This window comes from Levilactobacillus enshiensis, from assembly GCF_007115095.1.
In the GTDB taxonomy this organism is placed as follows: Bacteria; Bacillota; Bacilli; order Lactobacillales; family Lactobacillaceae; genus Levilactobacillus; species Levilactobacillus enshiensis.
This window is the reverse complement of the sequence record NZ_SULH01000006.1, coordinates 159,190-173,350: the sequence shown is the minus strand read 5'-3', so window position 1 is coordinate 173,350 and position 14,161 is coordinate 159,190. Positions and strand designations below refer to the sequence as shown.

Here is a 14,161-nt window from a genome sequence, read left to right as displayed (position 1 = left end):
GATTGACGAGGGGGCTTTTTTTAAATTGAAAGGGAGACCCACGGTGGCACCGCTGAGGTTGATCTGCACAACAAAACAGACCGCATCCAAAGTGGATGCGGTCCGTAGAAAACGCAACTATGTGGTGAAGCCCGTAAGTGACTTGACGCTATGTTCGCGGCTGGTCGAGCCGCAAAATGCAAAGGCCAGTAGTTAACTTACATGAGTCCCATTAATTTCGCGAATGAAGGAACTACGATGTCGACGACAATGGAGATGACGACGACGGCGATGGAGGCCATGGATCCTTGAATGGAACCAAGTTGAACGGCCTTAGCAGAACCAACTGTGTGGCCGGCAGTTCCTAAACCAAGTCCAGCACCAACAGGATCGTTGTTGATCCGGAAGAACTTAACCAGCCAGTCACCTAACGCGTAGATAATGACGGCGTTCAGGATGCAGGCCATCGCAGTCACGGCAGAGTTCCCACCAATAGCTGTGGCGATTGGCATGGCGATCGCGGTCGTGGCGGCTTGTGGCAGCATTGAGGCGATACCGATTTTGTCCAAACCAATCAGCTTAGCTGCAAAGTAGATTACGAAGAGGGAAACGAATAACCCAACGATCAGTGATAACAAGATTTCCAGCCAGAACTTTTTAACCACGTCGTTCCGACGATACAGTGGAATAGCAAACGCAATCGTTGCTGGGTTTAAGAACCAGAAGATAATGTTTCCTCCGGGCAGGTAAGCTGACTTGTAGAAGGTCGCAGTGTCCGTTCCGAAGGCCTTGGCCATGAGGTAGAGGATAAAGATCCCCAAGACCATCCCGACGAAGAGGGGCTGAAATAAGAAGAAGCCCTTGCCAATCTTGAACAACCATTGGCCAATCAGGTAAACCATGAGTGAAAGGAAAATACCAAACAAAGCGTTACCGGCAGAGGCCCCAGCGGCGTTGGTGCCTAAAGCATCACCGAGCCACTTGCCCCAAACTGCCATATGGGCGGTTCCAGTTAGAATAATCATAAGTTTTCATCCTTTTCTGTGAAAGTAGCGCGCACTTGCGCGAATCTAGTCGTCGACATTGACGTCTCGATGGAAGACGTTCTTTCGGATCCAGATGAAGCCGGCAGTTGTGTAGGCCACGACAACCAGTAAGACAATCGTTGCAATCAGCACAACGATAACGATTTGAATCCCTTGGGCCTTTAAGATATCCAAACTTGCCGCCAGTTGAATTCCAGAAGGAACGAACAGGAAGGCAATCAGACTGATCATAAAGTCACCGAATTTCTCAACATTTCGTAGCTTGACGATGTGCGTTGCTAGCAAGACATACAGAATAACCAGACCAATCACGGGTGTTGGTACTGGAAAACTAGCGGGAAACAGCGGCGAAATCAAACTTGAAACAAACAGAATCGCAGCGAAGATTCCCATTTGAATTAGGATTGGTGACGCTGGTTCTTCCTTAGCTGTTTCTGCTTTATTAACCTTATCATTAGCAGCCAATAGAAAAATCTCCTTTCAAAAAACAAGCGCTGAGTAACGAACAACTAGAAAAATTTCACAAGGAATTGGGATAGATAGCAGGTACAAAAATAAATGTGAAACCCTTCTCAATAGCACAATATAATTATATGGCTTTTAGTTGATTTGCACAAGTTAAATCTCCTTTATTTGGGCATTTGCATGTATGATTGTGCACCTAAACTAATTTGAAATGTCGATGAAAGCGGTTGCTTAAACGATTGTCGATAGAATTTAATTCACAATATTAACCAGCTGGACTTTGTGAACTTATAAAGGTCAACAAACTAACCCTTAAGATTTAAGTCAAAAAATAAATCGCGGTTGTGTTTGAATTAGGAGATTTGTATAATTAGCAAAAGAACCAATAGAAAAGAAAGAGGACTCTTTAATGAAATTTGAGATTATTGTTAGCTTGTTTGCTACCATGATTATCTCCGCAGTCCTAACCCCGTTTGTGCGCCGCTTTGCGTTTCAAATTGGTGCGGTGGATAAACCTAATCAGCGGCGGGTCAATAAAGTGCCCATGCCGACTATTGGTGGCCTAGCCATCTTCATTGCTTTTACATTTTCAACCATGTTCCTTTTAAGAGATCAAATGCCAACGCAACAGTTGTGGGGACTGTTTGGGGGCGAATGTATCATTATTGCTGAAGGGATGATCGATGATATTTTTGAATTAAGTCCCAAGCAAAAAGTCTTAGGCCAATTGCTAGCAGCGCTGGAAGTTTATTTCGTGGCGGGCGTCCGCATGCGTTATCTGACATTACCCTTCTTCGGCGTCTGGCATTTTGGTTGGCTGTCATTACCGATCACGTTGTTGTGGATCGTTGCCATCGTTAATGCTATCAACCTGATTGATGGGTTGGACGGCTTAGCGACGGGGGTCTCGATCATTGCGTTGACCACGACTGGGATTACCGGGTTGTTCTTCTTAAATGTCGCCAACACCTGGGTCGCCATCATGATTTTTGCGTTGGTTGCTGCGATGGTCGGGTTCTTACCGTATAATTTCTTCCCGGCACGAATCTATCTGGGGGACACGGGTGCGCAATTCATTGGGTTTATGATTGCCTGCTTCTCACTATACGGTTTGAAGAACGTGACGTTTATTTCCGTGATCATCCCCGTGATCATCTTAGGGGTGCCAATTACGGATACCGTTTATGCCATGATTCGGCGAATTTTAAACAAACAACCGATTTCACATGCTGACAAGCACCATTTGCATCACCGGTTAATGCAACTGGGATTGACTCACCGCCAAACGGTGCTGGTCATCTACGGCATTGCGCTGATCTTCTCATTCATTTCACTGCTGTATCCGTTGTCGACGATTTGGGGATCGGTCTTACTGACCATTGCCATCCTGATTGGACTCGAACTCTTCGTTGAGGCCATCGGACTAGTCGGCTCGGACCGACAGCCACTATTGCATTGGATTAATCACATCGTTAAAAAATTAACATCGAAAAATTCAGATTAATTAGATTAAAAAGTTCCGCGGTGGCTGCCGCGGAACTTTTTTGCACAAATTTAGTGAAACGTTTTGGACACTGAGGCAGCTAAGGGAGCTTTAGTGGCTGATTTAAGCTGGTTCTAGTCTTCACGCGTACTGGCATGAATCTCGACGGGGACCTCGTGGTAATCAACGTCACCCGGTTTTACAGTCAACTGATTACTTAAGAGATCGACAATGGCTTGTTGGGTGGTTGCCACAGCATCGAGGTCCACGGCAATCGTTACGACAACGGCCGTAGTGTAGGCGGTGTCGAGCACACTGATGCCATTTTCCGTCAGGTAGTGGCTGAGCTTATCATAGTTAGCGTAGTCGACAGTCAGTTCGAGTGCCCGCTGCCGGACCCGTTTGACCACACCGACTGCCTCAATTCCCGTCGAAGTGGCGTTACTATAAGCACGAATCAGGCCACCGGCACCTAATTTGATGCCGCCGAAGTACCGTGTAACCACAGCAATCGTATTGTGGAGCTGGTTACGTTGCAGGACGGTCAGGATGGGAACACCGGCCGTTCCTGAAGGTTCACCGTTGTCGCTCTCCCGTTGAATCTCATCGTGTTCGCCGAGAACGTAGGCCCAGCAGTGATGGTTGGCCTTGGGTTCTCGAGCAGTGATGGCAGCGATAAACGCTTTAGCCTCTTCTTCGGTCGTGACGCGACCCAGGTCGGCAATGAAACGGGACTTCTTGATTTCAAGCTCATGGTGGCCGGCTTGTTGAATGGTAAGATAATCTGTTTCCATAAAAAAGCACCTTTCCCACAAAATTTTTGTTAGTTTTTACGGAGTTAAGTTGTATAGGGGGGACGTGAAATGTGTGATGAACAGGATCTATTTGGACGCCAATTGCCGTTAACAAATGGCCCGGCCAACAGTCGGGTGCGGCCAGCAATCGTAACGATTGGTCGGCGGCGACGGTGTCAACGGTGTCAGCAGTGGCTTTTACCGACGGATTGCCTGCCTAATCAGGCCTGGTATTGTCGGCAGTGTTTACAACTTGGACGGTTAACGTCTCACCATAAATTATACACTATTCCAGAACCGAATCGGTTTGCCCCAGTAGCGGCCCCAATTCTGACCTGGCTGGGCAAGTTAAGTCCGATGCAGGGAACCGCGGCGACCGGCATCTTGGACTTGGTGCGGCAACAACGGCACCAGTTACTCTGGGCAGTTACCGGGGCGGGGAAAACGGAAATCGTGTATCCGGCGCTCGCCTGGGCACTGGCACAGCATTGGCGGGTCGCCTGGGTCTCTCCTCGCGTAGACGTTTGCTTGGAGCTGGCGCCACGATTACAACAGGCCTTTTGTCACGTGCCGCAAGCCCTCTTACATGGCAAGCAAACGCGGCCGTACCACTACCGTCAGTTGACGCTCTGCACGACACATCAGCTGCTACGGTTTCAATCGGCTTTTGACTGGATCATTGTGGACGAGGTCGATGCCTTTCCGCTCGCAACGAGTCCATTGCTACAAACGGCGATTGCAACGGCACAGAAGCCAACGGGCAGTCATCTTTATCTGACCGCAACGCCGGGTGAGCAGTTGCAACGGCAGGTCCGCCAAAAAAAGTTGGCAGTGACCTATTTGCCGTTGCGCTATCATGGCGTCCTTTTACCACAGATTGAAGTTCGCTTGATTTGGCGGTGGCGAGAACGGCTAACTAAGGGCCGGCTGGCACCTAGACTTATCAGGCAACTCCAAGATTATCGGCAACGGGGCCAACGATTCTTGTTATTCGTGCCCCACGTGCTCGACTTAAAGCCGGTAGCCCAAGCGCTTCAGCGAGCGGGGGTGACGGGGGGGATTACGGTCCATGCCGCAGACGGCGAGCGAGCGGCGAAGGTCCAGGCGATGCGCGACCGCACGATTCCCTTTTTAATCACAACGACGATTCTGGAACGTGGTGTGACCTTTCCCGATATTGCCGTTGTCGTCTTGGGTGGGGATGATGCCGTCTTTTCGACAGCAGCGCTGGTTCAAATCGCAGGACGTGTGGGCCGGCACCAAGATTTTCCCACGGGGGAGGTGACAGTCTACTGTCATAGCCAGAGTCGTCGCGTGCGACTGGCACAGCGAATGATCGCCCAGTTGAATCGTCAGGGAAAACGGTTAGGGGGGCGGCGCCAATGAGCAAGTGTTTGCTCTGTCACCAGCCGCTCCGGCCCCCAATGACGTTGGCTCAATTCTGGTGCTGGCAGCCCTTGCCCGTGCCAGTTGTGTGTCAGCGATGTATCCAACAGTTTGACCGGATTTCGGCCACTCACTGTCCACAGTGTGGCCGCCAACAAACAAAGATGACGGTATGCCATGATTGTGATCGGTGGGGGGACCAACGTTTACAGAATCACGCGGTATATACCTATAACGAGGCGATGAAAGCCTACATGCAACAGTACAAATTTCAGGGGGATTATGCGCTGCGGCAGGTGATGATGGCTCCCTTGCAGCAAGCGCTGATGCGAGAAACGTATGACGTGTTAGTGCCGATTCCAGTCAATCAAGAAACTTGGCAGGCACGGGGCTTCAATCAAGTGACGGGATGGTTACGAAATCAGCCATTTCAGCAGGTGCTGTTGGTGACGGCTGATCATAAGGAACAGCCACAGTCGGCCAAGACCCGGCAACAACGACTGCTCACGCAACAACCCTTTTCCTTGGCCCCCAATGCGGCAAGGGTATTAGCGGGAAAGCAAATTTTACTGCTCGATGACGTTTATACGACTGGACGGACGCTACGCCATGCGGCAACGCAAATTTATTTAGGAGGTGCGAAAGCGGTTACTAGCCTGACTTTAGCGCGTTAAAGCCCACTTAAAATCACGTAGATTAATTGTTTATGACAGGGCTTTCTATTATAATATTAGTAAGCAAAGCATATTAGAAGAGTGGTCCTTCTAATGCTAAGCAAGCCAAGCAATTTCTTGGTTGAAGGGAGAGAAGTTTTATGCTCACATTTAATATTCGTGGTGAAAACATCGAAGTTACTGACGCAATACGGGATTACGTTGAAAAGCGTATCAGCAAGTTGGAGAAATATTTCGACAACAAAGTTGAGGCAATTGCGCATATCAACCTGAAGGTCTACCAAAACAAGACGTCGAAGGTTGAAGTAACAATCCCACTCCCATACTTGACATTACGGGCAGAGGAAACCTCTCCAGACTTATATGCAAGTGTTGACTTAGTTACGGACAAGCTGGAACGTCAAATTCGCAAGTACAAGACTAAGGTCAACCGTAAGTCACGGGAGAAAGGTTACAAGAACCTCGACTTCGCACCTGAATCAGCGGAACCAGAGTCGAATGAAGGTAGCGAATTAGAGGTTGTCCGGACTAAGCGGGTTTCATTAAAGCCAATGGATAATGAAGAGGCCGTTCTGCAAATGGACATGTTAGGCCATGACTTCTTTATCTACGAAGATGCCGAAACCAATGGTATCAGCATCGTCTACCGCCGGAATGACGGTCGGTATGGTTTGATCGAAGCCGACGAAGACTAATGTTAACTAAGCTAATAAAGCACTGCGATGCCGTGGTGCTTTTTAGTTTGGCCTTTTTTAGATTCTTAGGATGTGAGCCACCAATCCATTGAGTTAAAATATAGTAGTCACGCTGCGACCGTCGGGACCTGTTTTGCAAAATCAACTTCGCCGCGAACCGATTAGCCATTAAGTCATCTTGCGACTAGTTACGATAATTTTCTAATCGTTAAGTAGGTATGGTATAATGACGAATCACGTCTGTTAAGTTAGTTTAACAACGATTTAATCGAAATGACGTTTCAACGTCTTGCACGGTGCCGGAAAGTGGCGAGTTTTAGGTTTGCCATTTAAAATAAAGACGATAGGCGGGAATCGCAGGTTGTCGTAACAGGTTACAGACTGATTACTTTTAAAACCGGAAAACGCTTTAAACTGACCGGACTTAGGGTAAAAGTTTCATCTTAACCTGGATAGTGGTAAAATGTAGGTTGATTTATCGCAAATAAATGGGTAACTTTAAATAGACTTATTAAATGTACTGAAGGGAATTCTCACATGGCAAATATTTTGAAACGATGGGTCGAAAGTGATCGAAGAACTTTACGACGCCTCAGTAAATTAGCGGATGAAGTTGGCGCTTACGCTGATGAATACGGAAAACTTTCAGATGAAGACCTGAAGGCTAAAACGCCAGAATTTAAGCAACGTTACCAAAACGGCGAAACCCTGGACGATTTATTGCCAGAAGCTTTCGCCGCTATTCGTGAAGGTGCTAAGCGGGTTCTCGGCCTCTATCCATTCCATGTTCAAATCATGGGGGGAATTGTGCTTCATGAAGGTAATATTGCCGAAATGAAGACCGGTGAAGGGAAGACCTTGACCGCAACGATGCCGGTTTATTTAAATGCCATCTCTGGCGAAGGGGTGCACGTGGTTACGGTCAACGAATACTTGTCCGCCCGTGATGCCACTGAAATGGGTGAGCTCTACAACTGGATGGGCTTATCAGTTGGGTTGAACTCAGCTGCCAAGTCTCCCGAAGAAAAGCGGGAAGCTTACCAGGCTGACATTACGTACTCAACCAACGGGGAAATCGGGTTCGATTATCTGCGTGATAACATGGTTGTTTACAAAGAAGATATGGTACAACGTCCCTTGAACTTCGCGATTGTCGATGAAGTTGACTCCATCTTGATTGATGAAGCCCGGACGCCATTGATCATTTCTGGTCAGTCTGAAGGCACGAGTGCCCTGTACCAACGAGTGGATCGGTTTGCTAAGACCTTGCACGAAAAGGAAGACTTTAAGATCGACCTGGAATCCAAGACGGTTGCATTGACCGATACTGGGATTGAAAAGGCAGAAAAGTACTTCAACTTGAAGAACTTGTACGACACTGATAACACGGCTTTGACCCACCATATGGATCAAGCATTGCGGGCAAACTTCATCATGCTCCGGGATAAAGATTACGTGGTTCAAGATGGTGAAGTCTTGATCGTTGACTCCTTTACTGGTCGGGTTATGGACGGTCGGCGTTACTCTGACGGCCTGCACCAAGCCATTGAAGCTAAGGAAGGCGTCGAGATTCAAGAAGAAACTAAGACGATGGCCAACATCACCTACCAAAACTTATTCCGGATGTATACCAAGTTAGCCGGGATGACGGGGACGGCGAAGACCGAAGCTGAAGAATTCCGAGAAATCTACAACATGGAAGTTATCTCCGTGCCAACCAACAAGCCGGTTGTCCGGGTCGATGAACCTGACCTGTTGTACCCAACTCTGGAATCCAAATTTAACGCCGTTGTTAAGGAAATTAAGATGTTGCACGAAAAGGGTCAACCCATGTTAATTGGGACCGTTGCCGTGGAAACTTCTGAATACCTGTCTCAACGTTTGGATGATGAAAAGATTCCGCACGTGGTCTTGAACGCCAAGAACCATGCGAAGGAAGCTGACATCATTCAAAACGCTGGTCAACGCGGAGCAGTTACCATTGCCACCAACATGGCTGGGCGGGGGACCGATATCAAATTGGGACCTGGCGTGGTTGAAATTGGTGGGTTAGCCGTTATCGGGACTGAACGTCACGAATCACGGCGGATCGATAATCAGCTTCGTGGACGTTCTGGTCGTCAAGGGGATCCTGGTATGACACAGTTCTACCTGTCCCTTGAAGACGACTTGATGCGGCGATTCGGTTCCGACCGAGTTAAAGCTTTCTTGGAACGGATGAACGTGGACGGCGAGGATGCTGTTATCCGGAGCCGAATGATTACGAAGCAAGTGGAATCCGCGCAAAAGCGGGTTGAAGGGAACAACTATGATTCCCGGAAGAACGTGCTGCAATATGATGACGTTATGCGTCAACAACGGGACGTTATCTACGGTGAACGTAACCAAATCATCAACCAAGATAAGTCTTTGAAGTGGGTCTTAATGCCAATGATCAAGCGGACTGTCGACCGGGTGGTTAACTTACACACGCAGGGCGATCAAGCCGACTGGGATTTGGATACGTTACTCGACTTTGGGATTTCCGCGATGGTTTCGCCAGATAAGATCAGTCTGAGTGATCTGAAGGATAAGACTAGTGATGAGATCAAGGCTTACTTCATGGACTTGGCAACGAACGTCTACGAAGAAAAGCAAAAGCAACTCTACGATCCAGCACAAATGTTGGAATTCGAAAAGGTTGTCCTCTTGCGGGTCGTTGACTCCCACTGGACCGATCATATCGACACTATGGACCAATTACGTCAATCCATTGGATTACGTGGGTATGGCCAATTGAATCCACTGGTTGAATATCAACAAGATGGATTCCGGATGTTTGAAGAAATGATTTCAGATATCGACTATGACACCACACGGTTGTTCATGAAGTCTGAAATTCGACAAAACATTACCCGTTAGTGGGTGAGCAGACGAGGCGGGAGATTATTCCGGCCTCGTTTTTGCTTAAAGGGCCGACTGACTAAAATTTAGAGAAACACAGCAATCCCTGATGGTAAGCAAGCTACTGCTTTACCGGTTCCCCAATTTGAGCCAGCCCTTTAAGTTCACTTTGAATCGGCCACCAGCAAGCCGCCTAAATTTAGTGCTATCATGGTTGCTGAGTCAACGACAATTGAAAATATATTAAGGGAAATAACTTAAAAGGAGCCAATCAACATGGAATTAAGCGATGCAAAACGCGAAATTGCGACCATGCGTGAACAACTAACCGGCTTTAGGGGGTCGCTTTGACTTTGATGCCCTGAACGAAAGCATCAGTGTCAATGAGGCCCAAATGGCCCAACCGGATTTTTGGGACAACGCGCAAGCGGCACAGAAGTTAATTGATGAAACTAACGAAATGAAGAAAAAGGTGGATGAATTTAAACACCTGGCAGGACAAGTGGATGACCTGGAGGTCGCCGTCGAATTGCTACAGGAGGAGCCGGATGCGGACATGCAGGCAGAGTTTGAACAAAACTTTACAACGGCTCAAGCAGCGTTACGCCAGTACAGCCTGAACATGTTACTGAATCAACGGTACGATCACAACAACGCTATCTTAGAAATTCATCCTGGCGCTGGGGGAACGGAATCCCAAGACTGGGGTGACATGTTGATGCGGATGTACACACGTTGGGCGGAACAACACGATTTTAAGGTGACCGTATTGGACTATCAACCCGGGGATGTTGCTGGGTTAAGCAGTGCAACGCTGCTGATTGCGGGACACAATGCATATGGGTATTTGCGTTCTGAAAAGGGTGTTCATCGGCTAGTTCGAATCTCGCCATTCGATTCAGCTGGACGGCGGCACACGTCATTTGCGTCAGTCGATGTTTTGCCTGAACTGGATGATTCCGTTGACGTTGAGATTAATCCAGCAGACTTGAAGGTTGATGTCTATCGCGCTTCCGGTGCCGGTGGCCAGCACGTTAACAAGACGTCATCAGCCGTGCGAATCACCCACTTACCAACGGGCATCGTGACGCAAAGTCAGGCCCAACGGTCACAACTCCAGAACCGGCAGACGGCAATGGGCATGTTGCGAGCAAAATTGTACGAGCGTGAAGAGGAGAAAAAGGCGGCTGAGAAGGCCAAACTTGAAGGTGACCAGATGGATATTGGTTGGGGCTCACAGATTCGGTCCTACGTTTTCCATCCCTACACGATGGTCAAAGATCACCGGACCAACTATGAGACTGGAAATGGTCAAGCTGTGATGGATGGGGATCTCGATCCATTTATCGATGCTTATCTGCAGTGGCAACTCAGCCAAAAGAATCCGGATTAAAAAGTGACCGGTTTAACAGTCGAATGATTGCAAGGGTAACACGAATGTCGTGTTGCCCTTTTTTGTTTCATGCTATACTGAGGACAACTATCTTTTCAGGAAAGGTGTCGATGACATGCGGACTTTTATTGCTTGTGGTAGTTTCTTACTGCAACCATTAGTTTGGCTAGCTGTTTTGCGAATCTGGCTAACCAGTCGTTCTCGAATTAAAGGGGAACGGCATGATTTTGGCAGTGCGGTCTTTAGCGACCATTTTGAATTACGTCATTTACTGACCCAGGGCGTTGTTTTGGGATTAGGGCTATCCTTAGTAAACCTACTGATGGGCTTTAGTTTGCCCTTGCTGTGGATCATGGTCTACGAGGCTTTGGCGTTTGCAACGCTTCTCTTGATTCCGACCACGGTGCTCCCAATGCTCTTGATCGTCGTGACCAGCTTGATTACAGTTTTAGGTGGTTCTTACATAACGGATAAGCCAGACCTAGCGATGACGGGACTCCATTGGGGGAGTGTGCCGGTTCAAAATTATTTCTGGTTAGCAGCCATGTTTTTCCTACTGCTCGGCCACTGGCTAGCCAATTACGGGGGCCGATTCGTGAGTCCTAAGATTTATGCGAAACAACGGGGCAAACGAATTGCGGGATACCCGTGGCGAGAATTTTTAGTGTTGCCCATGGTGACGTTGGTTCCCGGCGACTGGTTTACCAGTCACTTGGCTTTTTGGCCAGTTTTCAGCATTCACGGCCAAAGCTTTGCCGTCCTAGTAGTTCCATTATTAGTGGGCCTACGATTTACCGTCTTCCGGCAAGTCCCACGCGAGGTTTATCAACGGTTAGGCAAGCAAATGATCTGGTTGGCCGTGATTGCTATGGCCTTCTTGGGATGGTCAACGGCGCAACCACAAATTTTACCAGTCGGATTAATCGTTCTGTTAGTTGGTTATGGGTTTATCCTTTGGCGAGCAAAACGTTATGATGATCGGCAACAATTCTGGTATTCTCAGGTAGATGACGGGGTCCGTGTTTTGGGGATTCGGCCCCGGACGCCAGCGGTTAAGTTGGATTTGAATGCTGGTGATATTATTTTAGAGTGCAATCATCAAGCTGTGAATAGTGAAACGGCCTTCTATGAAGCCTTACTGGCCAATCCCACGTATTGTCATTTACGAGTGCGGAACATGTTAGGTGAATTGAAAGTTACCGAAACGGCCATTTATTCCGGGGCGCCACACGAAATTGGTATCGTTCTATTCAGAGATCAGGAGGGGTAAACCTATGAGTAGAGTCCTAGTCGTCGACGATGAACCGGCCATCGTTACCTTACTGCAGTACAACTTGGAGCAAGCGGATTACCAAGTTGTGACGGCAATCGATGGTGAGCAGGCACTGAATTTGGCCCTGCATGAGAAATTTGATGTCATTTTATTAGATTTAATGTTGCCTAAAATGGACGGTGTTGAAGTCACAAAACGACTACGCCAGGAAAAAATCAGTACGCCAATTATTATGATCACCGCGAAAACGAGTGAGTTTGACACGGTCTTTGGATTAGAACTTGGCGCGGATGATTACATTACCAAACCATTCAGTCCACGGGAGGTTATTGCCCGCATGAAGGCTGTCATGCGGCGGTATCACGAAGATGATGGGCCTACAAGCATGGCGGCTAAGATGGATCACCGCTTACAGGTGGCCGATTTGACGATCGATCAGGATAAGTTTCAAGTGAAACGTGGCAGTCAGTCGATTGATTTGACGCCTAAGGAATTTGAATTATTACTCTTTTTTGCCAAGCGACCAGGCAAGGTGTGGAGCCGTGAACAACTGCTAGAGGGGGTCTGGGGATTTGATTACAGTGGTCAGACCCGGATGGTGGATATCCACGTGTCCCATTTACGCGAAAAAATCGAGTTGGATCCGAAGCATCCCGTGCTATTAAAGACGGTAAGGGGCTTTGGGTACACCTTTGAGGGGCAACCATGACCGCGCTTCGCCGGGCGGCGGTTGCTTGGTTGGTGATTGGCGTGAGTAATACAGTGCTTGCATGGGTCGTCCGGCCGCAACATTTGGCCTTGGCGACCCTTATCGCGTGGTCGTGGGCGTTGGTCGAGGCTGCTGGCGTCAGTCTACTGTTTCATTGGGCCAATCAACGCATCAGCATTTTGACCAACAAGGTTGAAGGCATCCGGCACGAAGAAACGCCGGCCCACGTCTTGCTGTCACCCCATGATCCGTTCTACCAGTTGGCCCTACAAATTAACTATCTGCAGACGCATCAACGCAAGGTCCAACGGCAAATGGCGGGTCAAAATCAGGAATTTGCAACGTTGTTGGACTACTTACCGATTGGGGTCATGGTGATTGACCGCTATCGCAAGGTGGAATTAGCGAATCCAGCAATGGAACAGTTTTTGCAGCACCGGATTTCGCCGCGCCGGCACCCGTTTACGCAAGACGTCCGGCAATTCGAATTGGCCAGCCTGATCAACTCGGCACTAAATGAACGTCAGACCCAACATCATACCTTGAAATTACCTGGTTCGCCTAATGAGCGCACGGTTGATGCACGGGCAATTTATACGGCGACGTCGCAAGATTATTTTCAGGTGTTGGTCCTACTCTACGATGTGACTGAAGTTTACGCGGTCGAGCAGATGCAAATGGACTTTGTCTCCAATGCCTCACACGAGTTAAAGACGCCGGTGACGGCTATTTCTGGATTCGCCAAGACCTTATTGGCCGGCGCCAAGGATGATCCAGAGAAGTTGGTCGAGTTCTTAGAAATTATTGACCAGCAGAGTGAACGACTAGTTGAATTGATCAACGACGTGTTGACGATTTCACACATCGAGTCGGGGAATTCAGTCGAGGTCAGCGAGGTGCCAGTCGGGCAAGTAATCGCCAATCAGGTTCACTTACTGACACCACTCGCGGCGGTCAATCAGGTAACGTTGGATAACCAGGTGCCCACGGACTTGATGGCTGTGACTGATCAACGAAAATTTGATCAGGTGTTGAAGAACGTCTTAAGTAACGCGATTAAATATAATCGGCCACAGGGAAGTGTGACTCTGACGACCAGAGAGATGGGTCCTGAATGGTCGCTGACAATTGCGGATACGGGAGTCGGCATCTCGCCACAGGACCAACTGCGGGTTTTCGAACGTTTCTATCGCGCAGAGATTTCGCATTCTAACCAGTTAGTGAGTGGTAGCGGGCTGGGGTTGGCCATTGTACGAGAACTCGTCCAGTCACTGAACGGTAAAATTGACTTGCAAAGCACATTGGATGTGGGAACGCGCGTCACCATGACCTTCCCAAAGGACTTTCCCCAAGGCTAGTGTCAACTGGAGGAGCACGCATT

General features: G+C 48.5%; 12 protein-coding genes. 9 read left to right on the top strand and 3 right to left on the bottom strand.

The features are described 5' to 3' along the window. Positions 1-197: 197 nt before the first annotated feature. Together lrgB and FAY32_RS08050 are read right to left on the bottom strand one after the other, a co-directional pair. Positions 198-1,004, bottom strand: a complete 807-nt coding sequence (lrgB, locus tag FAY32_RS08055; protein WP_143462929.1) for an antiholin-like protein LrgB — start codon at positions 1,002-1,004, stop codon at positions 198-200. Positions 1,005-1,049: 45 nt separating this feature from the next. After that, on the bottom strand, positions 1,050-1,490 hold the full coding sequence (locus tag FAY32_RS08050; RefSeq protein WP_404820128.1) for a CidA/LrgA family protein: 441 nt from the start codon (positions 1,488-1,490) through the stop codon (positions 1,050-1,052). A 409-nt stretch (positions 1,491-1,899) separates the two neighbouring features. Between FAY32_RS08050 and FAY32_RS08045 the strand changes: the two genes are divergently transcribed. Further along, on the top strand, positions 1,900-2,994 hold the full coding sequence (locus FAY32_RS08045; protein WP_143462928.1) for a glycosyltransferase family 4 protein: 1,095 nt from the start codon (positions 1,900-1,902) through the stop codon (positions 2,992-2,994). A 113-nt stretch (positions 2,995-3,107) separates the two neighbouring features. Here FAY32_RS08045 and FAY32_RS08040 read toward each other — a convergent pair whose 3' ends face one another. After that, positions 3,108-3,767: a YigZ family protein gene (locus FAY32_RS08040; RefSeq protein ID WP_143462927.1), complete on the bottom strand. Its 660-nt coding sequence runs from the start codon at positions 3,765-3,767 to the stop codon at positions 3,108-3,110. Positions 3,768-3,836: 69 nt separating this feature from the next. On the opposite strand from FAY32_RS08040, the gene FAY32_RS08035 reads away from it, so the two are divergent. The 8 genes from FAY32_RS08035 to FAY32_RS08000 all read left to right on the top strand — a co-directional run bounded on the left by FAY32_RS08035 (position 3,837) and on the right by FAY32_RS08000 (position 14,138). Next, positions 3,837-5,153, top strand: a complete 1,317-nt coding sequence (locus tag FAY32_RS08035; RefSeq protein ID WP_143462926.1) for a DEAD/DEAH box helicase — start codon at positions 3,837-3,839, stop codon at positions 5,151-5,153. After that, positions 5,150-5,827, top strand: a complete 678-nt coding sequence (locus FAY32_RS08030; RefSeq protein WP_143462925.1) for a ComF family protein — start codon at positions 5,150-5,152, stop codon at positions 5,825-5,827. The genes FAY32_RS08035 and FAY32_RS08030 overlap by 4 nt, the downstream gene beginning before the upstream one ends. Before the next feature lie 140 nt (positions 5,828-5,967). After that, on the top strand, positions 5,968-6,522 hold the full coding sequence (gene hpf, locus FAY32_RS08025) for a ribosome hibernation-promoting factor, HPF/YfiA family (protein ID WP_143462924.1): 555 nt from the start codon (positions 5,968-5,970) through the stop codon (positions 6,520-6,522). A gap of 537 nt (positions 6,523-7,059) precedes the next feature. Then, positions 7,060-9,423, top strand: a complete 2,364-nt coding sequence (gene secA, locus FAY32_RS08020) for a preprotein translocase subunit SecA (protein WP_143462923.1) — start codon at positions 7,060-7,062, stop codon at positions 9,421-9,423. Between the two features lie 258 nt (positions 9,424-9,681). Further along, positions 9,682-10,798 (top strand): peptide chain release factor 2 gene (prfB, locus tag FAY32_RS08015; protein ID WP_143462922.1). Its coding sequence is split into 2 segments (ribosomal slippage): positions 9,682-9,753 and positions 9,755-10,798, totalling 1,116 coding nucleotides; the frame shifts between segments, so codons are not numbered across the junction. A 115-nt stretch (positions 10,799-10,913) separates the two neighbouring features. After that, entirely contained in the window at positions 10,914-12,068 is a 1,155-nt protein-coding gene (locus tag FAY32_RS08010) for a PDZ domain-containing protein (protein WP_143462921.1), read from the top strand. A 4-nt stretch (positions 12,069-12,072) separates the two neighbouring features. Then, entirely contained in the window at positions 12,073-12,780 is a 708-nt protein-coding gene (locus FAY32_RS08005; RefSeq protein ID WP_143462920.1) for a response regulator transcription factor, read from the top strand. Next, a complete protein-coding gene (locus FAY32_RS08000; RefSeq protein ID WP_143462919.1) occupies positions 12,777-14,138 on the top strand; it encodes a sensor histidine kinase in 1,362 nt (453 codons plus the stop codon). The genes FAY32_RS08005 and FAY32_RS08000 overlap by 4 nt, the downstream gene beginning before the upstream one ends. Positions 14,139-14,161: the final 23 nt, after the last annotated feature.